This window comes from Pseudomonas sp. S09G 359, from assembly GCF_002843605.1.
In the GTDB taxonomy this organism is placed as follows: domain Bacteria; phylum Pseudomonadota; class Gammaproteobacteria; order Pseudomonadales; family Pseudomonadaceae; genus Aquipseudomonas.
The window spans coordinates 4,975,019-4,992,274 of the sequence record NZ_CP025263.1 but is presented as its reverse complement, the minus strand read 5'-3'; the positions used below and the strand labels follow the sequence as shown (position 1 = coordinate 4,992,274).

The 17,256-nt window shown below is 61.0% G+C and carries 17 protein-coding genes; 9 read left to right on the top strand and 8 right to left on the bottom strand.

What is annotated here, in order from left to right; translation table 11 throughout:
• Positions 1–54 precede the first annotated feature (54 nt).
• Entirely contained in the window at positions 55–948 is an 894-nt protein-coding gene (locus CXQ82_RS22760) for a LysR family transcriptional regulator (RefSeq protein ID WP_101272395.1), read from the top strand.
• Between the two features lie 142 nt (positions 949–1,090).
• Positions 1,091–1,213, top strand: coding sequence for a PA1414 family protein (locus tag CXQ82_RS31705; RefSeq protein ID WP_256347311.1), 123 nt, complete (start codon positions 1,091–1,093; stop codon positions 1,211–1,213).
• Positions 1,214–1,417: 204 nt separating this feature from the next.
• Here the strand turns inward: CXQ82_RS31705 and CXQ82_RS22750 are convergent, their stop codons facing one another.
• The 4 genes from CXQ82_RS22750 to speB are packed head-to-tail and all read right to left on the bottom strand — an operon-like array spanning position 1,418 to position 5,727.
• On the bottom strand, positions 1,418–2,800 hold the full coding sequence (locus CXQ82_RS22750; protein WP_101272394.1) for a sodium:solute symporter: 1,383 nt from the start codon (positions 2,798–2,800) through the stop codon (positions 1,418–1,420).
• Between the two features lie 24 nt (positions 2,801–2,824).
• The gene (locus CXQ82_RS22745) at positions 2,825–4,336 is read right to left on the bottom strand and encodes a cytosine permease (protein WP_101272393.1); all 1,512 of its coding nucleotides are present in this window, start codon (positions 4,334–4,336) and stop codon (positions 2,825–2,827) included.
• A gap of 21 nt (positions 4,337–4,357) precedes the next feature.
• Positions 4,358–4,777 carry a nuclear transport factor 2 family protein gene (locus tag CXQ82_RS22740; protein WP_101272392.1) on the bottom strand — a complete coding sequence of 140 codons (420 nt, stop codon included), beginning with the start codon at positions 4,775–4,777 and terminating at the stop codon, positions 4,358–4,360.
• Positions 4,777–5,727: an agmatinase gene (gene speB, locus CXQ82_RS22735; RefSeq protein WP_101272391.1), complete on the bottom strand. Its 951-nt coding sequence runs from the start codon at positions 5,725–5,727 to the stop codon at positions 4,777–4,779. The genes CXQ82_RS22740 and speB overlap by 1 nt, the downstream gene beginning before the upstream one ends.
• Before the next feature lie 186 nt (positions 5,728–5,913).
• Here speB and CXQ82_RS22730 point away from each other — a divergent pair, with 186 nt between their 5' ends.
• From CXQ82_RS22730 to CXQ82_RS22695, 7 genes are all read left to right on the top strand, one after another.
• A complete protein-coding gene (locus CXQ82_RS22730) occupies positions 5,914–6,807 on the top strand; it encodes a LysR family transcriptional regulator (protein ID WP_017134867.1) in 894 nt (297 codons plus the stop codon).
• A gap of 6 nt (positions 6,808–6,813) precedes the next feature.
• The gene (locus CXQ82_RS22725) at positions 6,814–7,419 is read left to right on the top strand and encodes a tRNA-uridine aminocarboxypropyltransferase (protein ID WP_101272390.1); all 606 of its coding nucleotides are present in this window, start codon (positions 6,814–6,816) and stop codon (positions 7,417–7,419) included.
• Positions 7,420–7,649: 230 nt separating this feature from the next.
• Complete coding sequence (gene cysM, locus CXQ82_RS22715) at positions 7,650–8,552, top strand: cysteine synthase CysM (RefSeq protein ID WP_101272389.1); 903 nt, start codon at positions 7,650–7,652, stop codon at positions 8,550–8,552.
• Positions 8,552–9,904, top strand: a complete 1,353-nt coding sequence (gene rlmD, locus CXQ82_RS22710) for a 23S rRNA (uracil(1939)-C(5))-methyltransferase RlmD (RefSeq protein ID WP_101272388.1) — start codon at positions 8,552–8,554, stop codon at positions 9,902–9,904. Before cysM ends, rlmD begins: the two co-directional genes overlap by 1 nt.
• Positions 9,905–10,025: 121 nt before the next feature.
• Complete coding sequence (gene relA / locus CXQ82_RS22705; RefSeq protein ID WP_101272387.1) at positions 10,026–12,269, top strand: GTP diphosphokinase; 2,244 nt, start codon at positions 10,026–10,028, stop codon at positions 12,267–12,269.
• 139 nt (positions 12,270–12,408) lie between these two features.
• Positions 12,409–13,242: a nucleoside triphosphate pyrophosphohydrolase gene (gene mazG, locus CXQ82_RS22700; RefSeq protein WP_101272386.1), complete on the top strand. Its 834-nt coding sequence runs from the start codon at positions 12,409–12,411 to the stop codon at positions 13,240–13,242.
• Between the two features lie 25 nt (positions 13,243–13,267).
• Positions 13,268–13,813: a DUF2058 domain-containing protein gene (locus CXQ82_RS22695; protein WP_101272385.1), complete on the top strand. Its 546-nt coding sequence runs from the start codon at positions 13,268–13,270 to the stop codon at positions 13,811–13,813.
• Between the two features lie 149 nt (positions 13,814–13,962).
• On the opposite strand, the gene CXQ82_RS22690 is transcribed toward CXQ82_RS22695, so the two are convergent.
• The 4 genes from CXQ82_RS22690 to purM form a co-directional block, all read right to left on the bottom strand.
• Positions 13,963–14,151: a hypothetical protein gene (locus tag CXQ82_RS22690; RefSeq protein WP_101272384.1), complete on the bottom strand. Its 189-nt coding sequence runs from the start codon at positions 14,149–14,151 to the stop codon at positions 13,963–13,965.
• A 365-nt stretch (positions 14,152–14,516) separates the two neighbouring features.
• Positions 14,517–15,230 carry a DUF3108 domain-containing protein gene (locus tag CXQ82_RS22685; RefSeq protein WP_101272383.1) on the bottom strand — a complete coding sequence of 238 codons (714 nt, stop codon included), beginning with the start codon at positions 15,228–15,230 and terminating at the stop codon, positions 14,517–14,519.
• Between the two features lie 8 nt (positions 15,231–15,238).
• Positions 15,239–15,889, bottom strand: a complete 651-nt coding sequence (gene purN / locus CXQ82_RS22680) for a phosphoribosylglycinamide formyltransferase (RefSeq protein ID WP_101272382.1) — start codon at positions 15,887–15,889, stop codon at positions 15,239–15,241.
• Positions 15,889–16,947, bottom strand: coding sequence for a phosphoribosylformylglycinamidine cyclo-ligase (gene purM / locus CXQ82_RS22675; protein ID WP_003175376.1), 1,059 nt, complete (start codon positions 16,945–16,947; stop codon positions 15,889–15,891). Before purM ends, purN begins: the two co-directional genes overlap by 1 nt.
• Positions 16,948–17,256 lie beyond the last annotated feature (309 nt).

Genomic DNA, 17,256 nt, shown 5'->3' with positions numbered 1-17,256 from the left:
ACTTTCTGTAAAAATGAATAATAGTGAGTAACTTGTTCAGTTTTGGAGAAAGGTATGGAGTTCAGTCAATTGCGGATTTTCCAGGCCGTGGCCGAAGAGGGCTCCATTACCCGGGCAGCCGAGCGCCTGCACCGGGTGCCGTCCAACCTGTCGACCCGCCTCAAGCAGATGGAGGAACAGTTGGGCGTAGAGCTGTTCGTGCGCGAGCGTCAGCGTTTGCAGCTTTCTCCTGCCGGCAAGGTGTTGCTGGACTACAGCACCCGTCTGCTGGCACTGCATGACGAAGCCCATGGCGCCGTGCAGGGCGGGCAACCGGCTGGTGATTTTGTCCTCGGCAGCATGTACAGCACGGCGGCGGTGCACTTGCCGAAGCTGTTGGCGCGTTATCACAAGTCGTATCCGATGGTGAACTTGCAGGTGCAATCGGCGCCCAGCGGTGAGCTGCTCGAAGGGCTGATCACCGGGCGCCTGGATGCGGCCTTTGTGGACGGGCCAGTCACGGTCGCCACGTTGGACGGCGTGCCCTTGTGCGAAGAGCGCCTGGTCCTTATCTGCGAGGCTGATCACCCGCCGGTGCGCGGGCCGCAGGATGTTGCCGGGCGTTCGGTGTTCACTTTCCGACGCAGTTGCGCCTACCGTACGCGCCTGGAAACGTGGTTTTCCCACGAGCGGGTGGCCATGGGGCGCGCCATCGAGATCGAGTCCTATCAAGGCATGCTGGCGTGCGTGATCGCCGGTTCCGGCGTGGCGCTGATGTCCGAATCCATGCTTGAGAGCCTGCCGGGCAAGGACAGCGTGTCCGTTCATCCGTTGACAGGGCCTTTTGCCACTGCGACGACCTGGCTGATGTGGCGAAAGGGTATGCTCGGCGCTAACCTCAATGCGTGGATCGACCTGCAACAAGAGGGCAAGGCCGAGTTATTGCCAGACACGCGCGCGATTGCTTGAACGATCAGTCAGGATTCAGATCAATTCAGTAATAGTTCGTTGTGCTTTCGTTCAAGCATTACGTAGGACTTAGGGCTACTATCAATGTAGGAAAGGGCGATAGAACTTGCGCCTACCAGCATTACCCTCAAAGGGGGCAACCATGAAAGAGAAAATCCAAAACTGGCTCCACGACGTTGGAGTTGCACTGGGCTTGATCGAGCCGCCGCTGCAACCGGTGCCCATTCGTACGGATGACGAGCAGCGTCGGCCACGTCGCCGGTAGGCCCTTGTCTTAAGGCCGCCCAGAATTAAAAGGTGGGAGCGGGCTTGCTCGCGAAGGCGGTGGGTCAGTTAACGGCGATGTTGACTGACCCACCGCCTTCGCGAGCAAGCCCGCTCCCACAATTATTTTGTACAAGGCAAAAAAAACGGGCGCGACATCCGACGTCGCGCCCGCTGAAGAAACCCTTCGACGTTCTATGCTTTCTTAAGCCGCCCGAGCCGCCACCGCTTCCGGTCGGCGCGAGAGCAAACTCACCAGCACAAAACTCACCAGGCCTACCGCCAGGCTGTAGTAGATCGGCGTGTTCGCGTCCAAGCCATCCTTGATCATGAACGCCAGTGCGGTCGCAAAGCCCAGGGTCATCGAGGTGATTGCCCCCGACGTCGTTGCACGTTTCCAGAAAATCGCCCCGATCAGGGGGATCAGCATGCCGCCCACCAACAGGTTGTAGGCCAGGGTCAGGGCGCTGATCACATCGCTCACCACCAGCGCAATGCCCAGCACGGCAATACCGGTCAGCAGGGTGAACAGGCGATTGATGTTCAGGCTCGATTGTTTACCCCCGCGCAAACGCGGCAGCAGGTCTTCGGTCAATACAGTGGAGGCCGCCAGCAGGCCGGCGCTGGCAGTGGACATCATCGCGGCCAGTGCAGCGGCAATCACCAGGCCCCGGATTCCGTCGGGCAGCGACATTTTCACGATGGCCGCAAACGCGTTGTTGACGTTATCCAGGTCTGGAATCAGCACATGGGCGGCCATGCCGATCAGTGCGCACGCCAGGCCATAAAGGATGCAGTAGAAACCCGCGAAGGTGCCGGCATACTTGGCAACCTTTTCGTCACGGGCGGTGAACACCCGTTGCCAGATATCCTGGCCGATCAGGATGCCGAAGAAGTAGATCATGAAGTAGGTGATGATCGTGTCCCAGCCGATCGCGGTGAAGCTGAAGCTTGACGCCGGTAGCTTGGCCACCAGTTCGTCCCAGCCGCCGACGCGGTACAGGCAGATCGGCAGCAGGATAAACATCAGGCCGACGGTCTTGATCACGAACTGCACGATGTCGGTGAGGGTCAGCGACCACATGCCGCCGATGGTCGAATACACCACCACCACGCCACCGCCCAACAGCACCGAAATCCAGAACGGCAGGCCGAACAGCACTTGCAGCACGGTGCCGATGGCCAGGATCGAGGTCACACCGATCATCAGCGCGTAGGCCAGCATGATCACTGCACTGGCCTGGCGGGCCATGGGGTTGTAGCGTTTTTCCAGCACCTGGGTCACGGTGAAAATCTTCAACTTCAGCAGCGGCTTGGCCAGGAACAGGTTCAGCGCAATGATCCCCATGCCCAGCGCGGCGCATAGCCAGAAGCCGGAGATGCCGTGCACATAGCCCAGGCGCACGGTGCCGACGGTGGATGCACCGCCCAATACCGTGGCGGCCATGGTGCCCATGTACAGCGTCGGGCCCAGGTTGCGCCCGGCTACCAGGTAGTCTTCGTGGGTCTTGGCGCGGCGCATGCCGTAATAGCCGAGCACAAGCATGCCGGCGGCGTAGATGAGTACGACGAATAAATCCAAAGCCATGACGGCGGTTCTCCGATTATTGTTTTATGCAGTGGGGACGCTTGCAGTGGCTACAGAGTCTTGTGGGGTGAGGGGGCTTGTGCCTCTGGGTCCATACACCTCAGCCGGTTCCGGGAACACGCGCAGCAAGGTCAGGTACACCACCGAGGCCAGTCCCAAGGTCACCGGCAAGCTGATATCGATGCCATCGGCCAGGTTGCCCAGTGGCCCCACAAACTGCCCCGGCAGGTTCACAAAGCACAAACCCACCAGCGCACTTGGAATCCATGCCCCCAGCCCGCGCCAGTTCCAGCCATGGCTGAACCAGTAACGGCCACCGGTTTCACCGCGGGTAAAGACCTGCAGGTCATCCGGGCAGTAGAAGCCGCGACGTACGATCAGGCCGATGATCATCATCACCATCCACGGCGTGGTGCAGGTGATGATCAGCACGGCGAAGGTCGACACGCTCTGCACCAGATTGGCGGCGAAACGTCCGATAAAAATGAAGGCAATCGACATCACCCCGATCAGCAGCGTGGCCTTGACCCGCGACAGCAGGCGCGGGAACACACTGGACATGTCCAGCCCGGTGCCATACAGCGAGGTGGTGCCGGTGGACATGCCGCCGATCACTGCAATCAGGCACACCGGCAGGAAGAACCAGGTCGGCGCCACCGCCAGCAAACCGCCGACATAGTTGTTGGCCGCGATGTAGTCCGGTGCCTTGATCGCCACGATGGTCGCGGTGGCCAGGCCGAACAGGAACGGGATCAACGTGGCGATCTGCGCCAACACCACGGCCAACATGATGCGCATTTTCGGTGTTTCACGTGGGATGTAGCGCGACCAGTCGCCGAGGAACGCACCGAAGGAAATCGGGTTGCTCATGGCCACCAGCGCGGCGCCAATGAAGGCCGCCCAGAAGCCGCTCTGGCCGATGGCGACGGTGCCGGCAAAATGGCTGTCGAAGGCCGGTGCGAAGGCGAAGATACCGAGCAAAAACAGCAGGCTTGCCGCCCACACCGCAATGCGGTTGACCCACAGCATAAAGCGGAAGCCGTAGATGCACACCGTCAGCACCAGCAGGGCGAACAGGCCGTAGGCCAGGCCCAGGGTCAGGTCAGTTTCCGGCAGGCCCACCAGACGTTTCGCACCCCCCACCAGCGCATCGCCTGAACTCCACACCGACAGTGAGAAGAAGGCAATCGCTGTCAGCAGCGACAGAAACGAGCCGACAATCCGCCCATGCACACCAAAGTGCGCACCGGAAGACACGGCGTTGTTGGTACCGTTGATCGGCCCGAACAGGCCCATGGGCGCCAGGATCAGCGCGCCCACCAACACACCCAGCACAATCGCCCAGACACCGGCCTGGAACGACAAGCCGAACAGCACCGGGAACGAGCCCAGCACGGCAGTGGCGAAGGTATTGGCACCGCCGAAGATCAGGCGGAACAGATCCTTGGGGCTGGCGGTACGTTCGTGGTCCGGGATCTGTTCGACCCCGTTGGTTTCTATTTTGCGAATACTGTTTTGGTTGTTTTTATTATTCATGATCAGCTCCGATCACATTGGCTAATGGGGCGGCAGCCCTTCCGGCATAGCGGACAAATGTTCGTGACAGGCCAGCCACAGGCCTTGTTGTTCTACGTGCGAGGCTTGTCGTTTGAAGACAATGGTCTCGCGCTCCTGGCTATGAAATTGCTCCCCGTTCATGCGCAACTCGGTGGTCACGTCATGAATAAATAGCGCCACGTCACCCTGCAGGCTGACAAAGGCGTTGCTCGAAGTGCAGGAAAGCACCTCGAACCCTTCATCCCGACGCCAGCTGTCCCACAACGCCTGGTAGGCATCGCGGCTCAGCAGTGGTTGGGGAAGGGTGTAAAAGACAAAGCTGGCATCCGCCGTGAACGCCGCGAAGTAGGCCTCGCGGTCGTTGCGGGCGAACGCCGACACCAGGTCGGCGGCCGCTTTTAGTACGGCTTGCGCGCTCATCAGCGGTGCGCCACGCCAGGCAGTACGCAGAGCATTTCGTACAGCAGGTTGGCGCCCAGCAGCGAGGTATTGCCGGTGGTGTCGTAGGGCGGCGAAACTTCTACCAGATCACAACCAATCAGGTCGAGGCCCTGGCAGCCACGGATAATCTCGATCGCCTGGATGGTGGTGAGCCCGCCGATTTCCGGGGTGCCGGTGCCGGGCGCCCACGCGGGGTCGATACCGTCGATATCAAAGCTCAGGTACACCGGGCCGCCGCCGACTTTTTCCCGCACTTCGGCCATCAACGGCGCGAGGGAGTGGTGCCAGCATTCTTCAGCCTGGACCACACGGAAGCCCTGTTTGCGGCTCCAGTTGAAGTCTTCGGCGGTGTAGCCCTGGGCGCGCAGGCCGATTTGCACCACGCGGTCGCAGTCGAGCAGGCCTTCTTCCACGGCGCGGCGGAAGGTGGTGCCGTGGGCGATTTTCTCGCCGAACATATGGTCGTTGACGTCGGCGTGGGCATCGATGTGCACCAGCCCGACCTTGCCGTGTTTCTTGTGGATCGCGCGCAGGATCGGCAGGGTGATGGTGTGGTCGCCGCCCAGGGTCATCGGGATCACGTCGTGTTCAAGGATCTCGTCGTAGGCTTCTTCAATGATGCGCACGGCGTCGAGCAGGTTGAAGGTGTTGATCGCCACGTCGCCGATGTCGGCCACCGACAACGAGTCGAAGGGCGCAGCACCGGTGGCCATGTTGTAAGGGCGGATCATCACCGACTCGGCGCGGATTTCGCGTGGCCCGAAACGGGTACCGGCGCGCAGCGAGGTGCCGATGTCCAGGGGCACGCCGACAAAGGCGGCGTCCAGGCCCTTGGCCGACTGCAAATGGGGAAGACGCATCATGGTGGCGATGCCGGCGAAGCGCGGCATTTCGTTGCCGCCCAGTGGTTGGTGGAAAATCTTGTCCACGGGATTGCCTCATCGTTGTTTTGTTTATTAGGGGCCGATTCTGCGAAATACGCCGATACGAAAGAATCGGCAGGGGCAAATACTTAGTTCAGATTTTTCTAAACTAATGCCTGAGGTAAACTGCGTTCAAATGTGGGAGGGGGCTTGCCCCCTCCCACAGGTTTTCGTGTGCCTCTGGAGCTGACCATGGCCAACGCCTTGCCCGACCTGAAACTCCTGCGCATCTTTGTCAGCGTCGTGCGGCATCAGGGGTTCGCCAATGCCCAGCACGAACTCAACCTGTCCACCTCGGCCATCAGCACTTATATGAGCCAGTTGGAAAGCGCGTTGGGCCTGGTGCTCTGCCATCGCGGGCGCGGCGGGTTCAGCCTGACCAGCAAGGGCGAGTTGTTCCACCAGGAAACCCTGCGTTTGCTCGGTGAACTGGAAGGCTTCGAGCAATACGCCGCCGCGCTCAAGGGCGAGTTGCGCGGTACCCTCAAGCTCGGCGTACTCGACTCCACCGTCAGCGACAAGGCCCTGCCGTTCGCCGAAGTGATCGGCGCCTACAGCCTGGAGCACCCGGCGGTGCACTTGCATTTGTCGGTGATGAGCCCTTACGAGCTGCAGCTCGGTGTGCAGGACAATCGCCTGGACCTGGCCATCGGGGCCTTTTCCAACCGCATGAGCGGGTTGATCTATATGCCGCTGTATCGCGAGCAGCATTGGCTGTATTGCAGCACGCGGCATCCTTTATTCAATGAGCGGCGTATCCCCGAACAGGTGATCACCCAGCAACGCATGGTGGGTCGCGGCTACTGGAGCCAGGCCGAACTCGCGCGCCACGGCTTCAAGCACAGCGCGGCCACGGTAGAAAGTATGGAGGCGCAGCTGATTCTGGTGCTGTCCGGCGCCTACATCGGTTACCTGCCCGAACATTACGCCCAGGCCTGGGCCGATAAGGGCGACCTGCGCGTGCTGCTGCCGGCCACCTTCGGCTACCAGGCGCCGTTCTCGATGATCATGCGTCGGGGCCGCAGCCGCGAACCGCTGATCCAGACCTTCCGCGATCTGCTCAAAGCCCAGCTCAACCAGGCCTGATAAACCATGTCCAGACCCCAATGTTCGCGTTGCCTCAGGCCGATTACCCACTGCTTGTGCGCGCTGATCCCCAGCCTCGACAGCCGCACCCGTGTGTTGCTGTTGCAGCACCCAAGCGAGGTCAACCACGCGCTGAATACCGCGCGGCTGGCGGCGCTGGGCTTGAATAATGCGCAGTTGCTGGTGGGCGAGGTGTTTGCTGATTTGGCGAGCTTGTTAACCCCGCCCGGCTATCAGGCGCGGCTGTTGTTTCCGGCTGACGATGCCCAGCCGCTGCACGCTTATGCGCCCAACGATCAACCGCTGTTGCTGGTAGTGCCCGACGGCACCTGGCGCAAGGCGCGCAAACTGTTGCACCTCAACCCCTTGCTGGCGGCGTTGCCACGGGTGACGTTGGCTGCGGGCGGCGTATCGCGTTATCGACTGCGCAAGGCGCCAGGGCCGGGGGCGTTGTCGACTGTTGAAGCTATCGTGCAGGCGTTGCAGGTGTTGGAGGCGCCGGTGTCCTTCGAGCCGTTGCTCAAACCGTTCGAGGCGTTGATCGAAGGGCAGATTGCGGCGATGGGGGAGGAGGTGTTTCAGAGAAATCATGGCGGCGGGGATTTGGGCTAGGCGGGTTATCGAGGCGCGGCCATCGGGGGCAAGCCCCCTCCCACATTGACCGCGTTCCAACATGAGAATGCGCTCCAGTGTGGGAGGGGGCTTGCCCCCGATAGGGCTCTCACAGCCACCACCTTCCTCGCTTATTCCTTTAAGCCATAAGCACCGCACTTTGCGTGATATGGCCCGCCGGCCTTTCCCGGTATGATGTTCGCCCCCGCAGTCTGGATTGCGAATACGCCATGACCTTGCAGTACCCTACAATCGCCGATTGCGTCGGCAACACGCCCCTGGTCCGCTTGCAACGCATGGCGGGTGAAACCAGCAATACCCTGTTGCTTAAACTCGAGGGCAACAACCCGGCCGGCTCGGTAAAAGACCGCCCGGCGCTGTCGATGATCACCCGCGCCGAGCTGCGCGGGCAGATCAAGCCCGGCGACACCCTGATCGAAGCCACCTCGGGTAACACCGGGATCGCCCTGGCCATGGCTGCCGCGATCAAGGGCTACAAGATGGTGCTGATCATGCCCGACAACGGCAGCGCCGAGCGCAAGGCAGCCATGACTGCCTATGGCGCCGAGTTGGTGCTGGTGACCCAGGAAGAGGGCATGGAAGGCGCCCGCGACCTCGCCGAGCGGATGGCCGCCGAAGGCCGTGGCGTGGTGTTGGACCAGTTTGCCAATGGCGATAACCCTGAGGCGCACTACACCAGCACCGGCCCGGAAATCTGGCGCCAGACCCAGGGCACCATCACCCATTTCGTCAGTTCCATGGGCACCACCGGCACCATCATGGGCAACTCGCGCTACCTCAAGGAGCAGAACCCGGCGATCCAGATCGTTGGCCTGCAACCGATGGAAGGCGCGGCTATCCCCGGTATCCGCCGCTGGCCCGAAGAGTATTTGCCGAAGATCTACAACGCGACCCGTGTGGACCGCATCATCGACATGGCCCAGCGTGAAGCCGAAGACACCACGCGCCGCCTGGCCCGTGAAGAAGGCATTTTCTGCGGCGTGTCCTCCGGTGGCGCCGTGGCGGGCATGTTGCGCCTGTCCAAAGAAGTGGAAAACGCGGTGATCGTCGCGATCATCTGTGACCGAGGCGACCGTTACCTGTCGACCGGCATCTTCGACGAACCCAACTGATGGCCAAGCACGAGAGAGGCCTGCGCTTCCAACCGACGGGCGGCAGCCGGGCCCCACAGATTCCCGTGGGCAAGAAACAACGCCTGACCATCGAGCGCCTGGCCAATGACGGCCGTGGCATCGTGTTCTTTGAAGGCCGCACCTGGTTCGTCAACGGCGCGCTCGCCGGCGAAGAGGTCGAAGCGCGGGTACTGGGCGCCCATGGCAAAGTGGTCGAGGCGCGTACCGAGCGCGTTTTCAAAGCCAGCGAACTGCGCCGCCCGGCGCCGTGTGCACATGTTGGCCGCTGTGGCGGTTGCAGCGTGCAGCATTTGCCCCATGACGAACAACTCGCCCTGAAACAGCGCATGCTCGCCGAGCAACTGTCCCGCGTGGCCGGTGTCGAACCGCAAGAGTGGGCAGCGCCTTTGAGTGGGCCGGAATTCGGCTACCGACGCCGTGCGCGTGTGGCCGTGCGTTGGGACGCCAAGGCGAAAACCCTCGAGGTGGGCTTCCGCGCCGTGGCCAGCCAGGACATCGTTGCCATCGATGATTGCCCGGTGCTGGTACAGGCCTTGCAACCGATCATGCAGCGCTTGCCGAACATGCTGCGCCGCCTGAGCAAACCGCAGGCCTTGGGGCATGTGGAACTGTTCAGTGGTTCATCCATCGCCGTGTTGCTGCGGCATATGGCGCCGTTGTCGGACGCGGACCTGCAGGTGTTGAAAGAATTTTGTGCTTTCCATGAAGCCCAATTGTGGCTGCATGGCGAGGGCCAACCGGAGCCCGTGGAGCCTGACCAGGCGCTCGGTTTTCGATTGGAGGCCTGGGACCTGGAACTGGCTTACCGGCCAGGCGATTTTGTCCAGGTCAACGCCGGGGTTAACGAGGCGATGGTCGCCCAGGCCCTGGAATGGCTGGCGCCGCAGCCGGATGAGCGCGTGCTGGATTTGTTTTGCGGCCTTGGCAACTTTGCCTTGCCGCTGGCTAAACAAGTTCGCGAAGTCGTGGCGGTGGAAGGCGTGCAGACCATGGTCGAGCGGGCGGCGCTCAACGCCGTCAGCAACAATTTGCATAATGCGCAGTTTTTTCAGGCCGATTTGTCCCAGCCTTTGATTGACGCGCAGTGGGCCAAACAGGGCTTTTCTGCGGTACTCTTGGACCCACCCCGTGACGGTGCCCTGGAGGTTGTGCGTAAGCTCGCCACCCTGGGGGCCAAGCGCCTGGTGTATGTGTCCTGCAACCCGGCCACGCTGGCGCGGGACACGGTTGAGTTGGTCAAGCAAGGCTACCGGCTAAAACGTGCCGGGATCCTCGACATGTTTCCGCAGACTGCGCATGTCGAGGCCATGGCGTTATTTGAAGCGGGCTAGGATGCCCGTTTAATCCGACTGGCCTGCATTCTCCAGGGCCGTGATCTGCCAGGGAGTTTGCAGCAAAAGTCGGCGATGATTTTTGGCGCATCCAAGGTGCGTCGTAGGGAAGGTAAGCAAGATGGTACAGGTGAGAGCACACCAGCCGATCAACACCGACGGCAGTATCAATCTCGAGGCATGGCTGGATCATGCCATCAGTGTCGACCCGGCACTGGACCGTGAAGCCTTGAAAGCAGCCTGCGAGTTCGCTCGTGAGTCTGAGCAGCAAGACAATGCGGCCAAGAACCTGTGGGCCGAAGGCACTTCAAGCTTTCGCACCGGGTTGGAAATCGCCGAGATCCTCGCCGATCTCAAGCTCGACCAGGATTCGCTGATCGCCGCCGTGCTCTATCGCGGCGTGCGTGAAGGGCATATCCAGTTGCCGACGGTCAGCCAGCGTTTCGGCGCCGTGGTGGCCAAGCTGATCGACGGCGTGCTGCGCATGGCCGCCATCAGTGCCAGCCTCAGCCCGCGTCAGTCCATGGTGCTGGGCACCCAGGGCCAGGTCGAGAACCTGCGCAAGATGCTCGTGGCGATGGTCGACGACGTCCGCGTCGCCTTGATCAAGCTGGCCGAACGCACCTGCGCGATCCGTGCGGTGAAAACCGCCGACGACGAGAAACGCAATCGCGTCGCTCGTGAAGTCTTCGATATCTATGCGCCGCTGGCTCACCGCCTGGGTATCGGCCATATCAAGTGGGAGCTGGAGGACTTGTCCTTTCGCTACCTCGAGCCCGACCAATACAAACAGATCGCCACGCTGCTGCACGAGCGGCGACTCGACCGTGAGCGCTTTATCACCGACGTGATGGGCCAGCTGCGTTCCGAGTTGCAGGCCACCGGCGTGGACGCCGATATCAGCGGCCGGGCCAAACACATTTATTCGATCTGGCGCAAAATGCAGCGCAAGGGCCTGGCGTTCAGCCAGATCTACGATGTGCGCGCGGTGCGTGTGCTGGTGCCGGAAATGCGCGATTGCTACACCGCGCTGGGCATCGTCCACACCCTGTGGCGGCACATTCCCAAGGAGTTCGACGACTACATCGCCAACCCCAAGGAAAACGGCTATCGCTCGCTGCACACTGCGGTGATCGGCCCCGAGGGCAAGGTGCTGGAAGTGCAGATCCGCACCCACGCCATGCACGAAGAGGCCGAACTGGGCGTGTGTGCGCACTGGCGCTACAAGGGCACCGACGTCAAGGCCGGGTCCAACCAGTACGAAGAAAAAATCTCCTGGCTGCGCCAAGTGCTGGAATGGCACGAAGAACTCGGCGACATCGGCGGCCTGGCCGAACAGCTGCGGGTGGATATCGAGCCGGACCGGGTCTACATCTTCACGCCCGACGGCCACGCCATCGACTTGCCCAAGGGCGCCACACCGCTGGACTTCGCCTACCGCGTGCACACCGAGATCGGCCACAACTGCCGTGGCGCCAAGATCAACGGGCGCATCGTACCGCTCAACTACAGCCTGCAAACCGGTGAGCAGGTCGAGATCATCACCAGCAAGCACGGCACGCCGAGCCGCGACTGGCTGAACCCGAACCTGGGCTACATCACCACGTCGCGGGCGCGGGCGAAGATCGTCCACTGGTTCAAGTTGCAGGCGCGCGACCAGAACGTCGCCGCCGGCAAGACCCTGCTCGAACGCGAACTGGCGCGCCTGGGCCTGCCCCAGGTGGACTTCGACAAGTTGGCCGAAAAAGCCAACATGAAGATCGCCGAAGACATGTTCGCGGCCCTCGGTGCCGGCGACCTGCGCCTGGCGCAACTGGTCAACCTGGCCCAGCAGTTGGTGGAGCCGGAACGCGGCAGCGAACAGCTGGAACTGATCCCACGCAAAGCCACCGGCTACAAGCCCGGCAAGCGCGGCGATATCCAGATCCAGGGGGTGGGCAACCTGATGACGCAAATCGCCGGGTGCTGCCAGCCGTTGCCGGGCGACGCCATTGTCGGCTACATCACCCAGGGCCGTGGGGTGAGCATTCACCGCCAGGATTGTGCCTCGGTGCTGCAGTTGGGCGGGCGTGAGCCGGAGCGGATCATCCAGGTCAGCTGGGGCCCGGTGCCGGTGCTCACCTACCCGGTGGACATCGTCATCCGTGCCTACGACCGTTCCGGTTTGCTGCGTGACGTCTCGCAAGTGCTGCTCAATGAGCGGATCAACGTGCTGGCGGTCAACACCCGCTCGAACAAAGAGGACAACACCGCGTTGATGTCCCTGACCATCGAGATTCCGGGGTTGGATGCATTGGGACGGTTGCTGGGGCGGATTTCGCAGTTGCCGAACATCATCGAGACACGCCGCAACCGTACCCCATGAATAGCGGGATGAACACAATCTGAAATGTGGGAGGGGGCTTGCCCCCGATTGCGGTGGGTCAACCAAGAATCTGGCACCTGACACTCCGCTATCGGGGGCAAGCCCCCTCCCACATTTGATCTTCAGCGGAAAAAGATCGATGTATTCACTTGAAGACTTGCTGCACCTGATGAGCCGCCTGCGGGACCCGCAATACGGGTGCCCGTGGGACATCAAGCAAACCTACGCCACCATCGTGCCGCACACCCTGGAAGAAGCCTACGAAGTCGCCGACGCCATCGAGCGCGGCGACTTCGATCACCTGCAGGGTGAGTTGGGCGACCTGCTGTTCCAAGTGGTGTATTACAGCCAGTTGGCGCGGGAAGAAGGGCGTTTTGAATTTGCCGGGGTGATCGACAGCATCACCCGCAAGCTGATCCGCCGCCATCCCCACGTGTTCCCGAGCGGTGATCTGTATGCGCCGCTGGACATTCCTCAACTGAGTGAAGAGCAGGTCAAGGCGCGTTGGGAGCAGATCAAGGCCGAGGAACGTGCGGAAAAATCCGACGCGCCAGAGCAACTTTCCCTGCTCGACGATGTGCCTACGGCGCTGCCATCGCTGTCGCGTGCCGCCAAGTTGCAAAAGCGCGCCAGCCAGGTCGGCTTCGACTGGCCGTCCGCCTTGCCGGTGGTAGATAACGTGCGCGAAGAGCTGGATGAAGTGCTCGAGGCCATGGCCGACAACGACCCTGCGGCCATCGCCGATGAGGTCGGTGACCTGCTGTTCGCGGCGGTCAACCTGGCCCGGCACCTCAAGGTCGACCCGGAAACCGCGCTGCGTGGCGCGAATGCCAAGTTCGAACGACGTTTCCGATTTATCGAACAGGCATTGCGCGATACGCACAAACCCATAGAAGATTGCACCCTCGAAGAGTTGGACGCCCTGTGGGGCGAAGCCAAACGTCAGGAAAAAAATGTGTCCAGCTGCGGTTGAGCAGTTGCCTAAGTGAGTAAGCACCATGAGCATTTCCCTTCGCGACCAGTTGCTCAAAGCAGGTCTGGTCAACCAAAAGCAGGCCAAGCAGGTCGGCAAAGAAAAACAGAAGCAGCAGCGCCTGGTCCATAAGGGCCAGATCGAGGCTGATGACACCCAGGCCCGCCTGGCTGCCGAGGCGCAGGCCGAGAAGGTCAAGCGCGACCAGGAGCTGAACCGCCAGCAGCAGGAAAAAGCCGAGGCCAAGGCCCGTACGGCGCAGGTCAAGCAACTGATCGAGACCTCGCGCCTGCCCAAGCTGACCACTGAGGACTACTACAACTTCGTGGACGACAAGAAGGTCAAGCGCCTGTCGGTCAACACCTTGATGCGTAACAAACTGAGCAACGGCTCCCTGGCGATCGTGCACCACGGCGGCGGTTACGAGGTGATCCCGCGCGAAGCGGCGCTGAAGATCCAGGAGCGCGCACCGGAGCGCATCGTGCAGCTCAACATCCTCACCGAAAGCCAGGTGCCGGATGAGGATGACCCGTATGCCGCCTACCAGATCCCCGATGACCTGATGTGGTAAAGCATTAACGCTCCTGTGGCGAGCGGGCTTGCCCGCGTCGGGCTGCGCAGCAGCCCCCAAAAAACACAAACCCCGCTCAAAAGGCGGGGTTTGTGTTTTACAGGCACCCCCGCTGCGTGGCGCTCGGGTGCCTATACAATTTCAGTGTTTCACGAGCTCTGTGCCTGGCGCTTCATTTCGAGAGTTTCGAGCTCGTTTTTATAATTGTGGGCTTCGTTCTCGTTATGGAACATGCCGACCAGTTGGTCTTGTTGATGTACGTCCCAGATGTGAATCCCGTGGGCTACCGCTTCATGGGACATATGTTCGTCGTCGCGCTCAGTTACTTTTACAGTCATCTGCTTGCTCCAATCTCTGGTGGGGTCTGCGGCAAGTCGTCGCAGGTCTTTGTTATATATTTTGTTAGCTTGCTAAGTAAACCGATTTTCCGCGCAACAATTCATTGCAGAAAACGCAACAGTGCTGAAGGCCGCGTAAACCGCGACATTGCGCCGCAGGGTGCTGAGTTTTATGACAAAAGTTTCATGTTCGGGTAAGGCTTTCAGCCCGGTATTGACCCGACTGGCGTCATCGCAGGCAAGCCAGCTCCGTTCCAAAGGTGGGAGGGGGCTTGCCCCCGATAGCGATAGAAGCTTCAAAACAAAACCAGCAGGCAAAAAAAAGCCCCGCATTCAGCGAGGCTCTTTTTTAATCCATCATCCCATCAGCTACCTTTGACAGCCTTGCCGTCAACGGTACCGTCCTGCAGCATGATGTTGTATTCCTTGCCGTCGGTCTCGACCTGACGCAGGGCAACCAGAATGCCGCCCTGGTCCTTGGCAAACCACATCTGGGTGATGCGCTTGCTTTGAGTGGGGTCACGCACGCGCTCAACCTTGATTGCGTCGATGGAACCGACCTTGGTCTGGACCTTTTCCGGGCCGATCACGCGGAAGTCGTAGGTGTCGACGTCGGTGCCTTCAACCACGTTGTAGCTCATGCTTTTCTTGCCGGCAGCCACGTCGCGCTGCAGGGCCAACTGGTAGGTCGACTTGTCGAGCATGCCGCTTTGCAGAGGGACGTTGACCGGGTCCTTGTTTTCAAAGCCAGTAACTTTCTTGGCGGACTGGTCGAAATCCAGGTTGATCTTCTTGGCCTTGCCCAGGCCGCCGCGTTCGAAGGTGTAGCTCTTCGGTTGCAGGGTGTCCTTGTCAAACAGGATCACGCTGGTTTCGGTCAGGCTGGCGATCATCATGGAGGCCTTGAAATTCAAGGTCCAGGAGCCGTTGTCGTTTTTGGTCAGGCTGCGTTCAGCCGAACCACTCATGGGCAACTGTTTCCAGTCGGCGGTGTAGCTGACGGAGAAAGGGTGTAGGTCTGCTGCTTGCACGGCAGGCAAGGCGAACAGCGCAAAAGCGAAGAGCAAGGCGCGACGCATAAAATCTCCTAGGTTCGAATCAAGTGGCCGCTGGCCGCAAGTAACTGACCGTCCAATAATGCACCCTGGTCGCCAAGAATCAACCGCCCCTCGGCAAACCAGCGAACAGCCAGCGGATAAATCCTGTGTTCCTGGGTGTGAACCCGTTGCGCAAGGCTCTGCGCCGAGTCGTCAGACTCTACCGGAACCACTGCCTGTACGACCAGAGGCCCGCCATCGAGTTCCTCGGTGACGAAGTGCACGCTGCAGCCATGCTCGCTGTCACCGGCGTCAAGGGCGCGTTGATGCGTGTGCATGCCTTTGTATTTGGGCAGCAGGGAAGGGTGGATATTCAGCAGGCGCCCTTCATAGTGGCGGACGAAATCGGCGCTGAGGATGCGCATGAAGCCGGCCAGTACCACGAGTTGGGGGTTGAAGGTGTCGATCAGGTCGACCAAGGCGCTGTCGAAGGCCTCGCGGCCCTCGAAAGCCTTGTGATCCAGCGAGCGGGTTTCGATGCCCGCGTCCCTGGCGCGTTGCAGGCCGTAGGCGTCGCTGCGGTTGGAGATCACCGCAGCGATGCGCACCGGGCTGTCGCCGGTGCGCGTGCTGTCGATCAGGGCCTGCAAGTTACTGCCGGTGCCGGAAAGCAGCACCACGACATCACAGGTCTGGGACATTAATGAGCCTTGAGGTTCTTCAGTTCAACCTGGGCCGCGCCTTCAGGGGCGGTGGCGATCTGACCGATAACCCATGGTTGCTCGCCCGCTTCACGCAGTACGTTCAGCGCGGTTTCAACGTGCTCTTGCGCCACGCAGATGACCATGCCCACGCCGCAGTTCAGCACGCGGTGCATTTCGGTTTCGTTGACGTTGCCTTTCTCTTGCAGCCAGTCGAACACAGCAGGGCGCTGCCAGCTGGCCACGTCGACAATCGCCTGGGCGCCTTTTGGCAATACGCGCGGGATGTTGTCCAGCAGGCCGCCGCCAGTGATGTGGGCCATGGCCTTGACCGCGCCAGTGTCCTTGATCAGCTTGAGCAGTGGCTTGACGTAGATGCGCGTTGGCGCCATCAGCAGGTCGGTCAGTGGCTTGCCGTCGAGCTGGATGTTCTCGATGTCGGCGCCGGACACTTCGATGATCTTGCGGATCAGCGAGTAGCCGTTGGAGTGCGGGCCGGAGGATGGCAGGGCCAGCAGGGCGTCACCGGCGGCGACTTTGGAACCGTCGATGATGTCGGCTTTTTCTACCACGCCGACGCAGAAGCCGGCCAGGTCGTAGTCTTCGCCTTCGTACATGCCTGGCATTTCAGCGGTTTCGCCGCCGACCAGGGAGCAACCCGACAGTTCGCAACCAGCGCCAATGCCGGTGACCACTTGGGTAGCGGTCTCGACGTTGAGCTTGCCGGTGGCGTAGTAGTCCAGGAAGAACAATGGCTCGGCGCCGCAGACCACCAGGTCGTTGACGCACATGGCAACCAGGTCGATGCCGATGCTGTCGTGCTTGTTCAGGTTCAGTGCCAGGCGCAGCTTGGTGCCTACACCGTCGGTGCCGGAAACCAGCACGGGCTGCTTGTAGCCGGCCGGGATCTCGCAGAGGGCGCCAAAACCGCCCAGGCCGCCCATGACTTCGGGGCGCGCAGTGCGCTTGGCGACGCTCTTGATGCGTTCGACCAATGCTTCACCGGCGTCGATGTCTACACCGGCGTCCTTGTAGCTCAGGGAGGGTTGCTTGCTCATGATCCAGGCCTTTAGGGGGGATTCAGGGGTAACGACCGAGTGGGCAGGCGCTTTGGGTAAAAGGCCTAGCCGTTGACGGTCTGCGAAGGCGCGCGATTTTATCAGGCTTGAGGGGCAGCGGCCATCCTCGGGCCGACGGGCAGGGCCATATAGGTTAAAAAAGCCGGTTAAAAAAATGCTAATCGGCTCTGCCATGGCGCGTATTAAGGTATAGCCTTGAACCAGCTGTCGTTATGACAGCATGAAAACTTACCAAGACCCTGTGAATGTTTTGCCGGTAGCTGTGGTCACAGCCTTGCCAAACCGAGT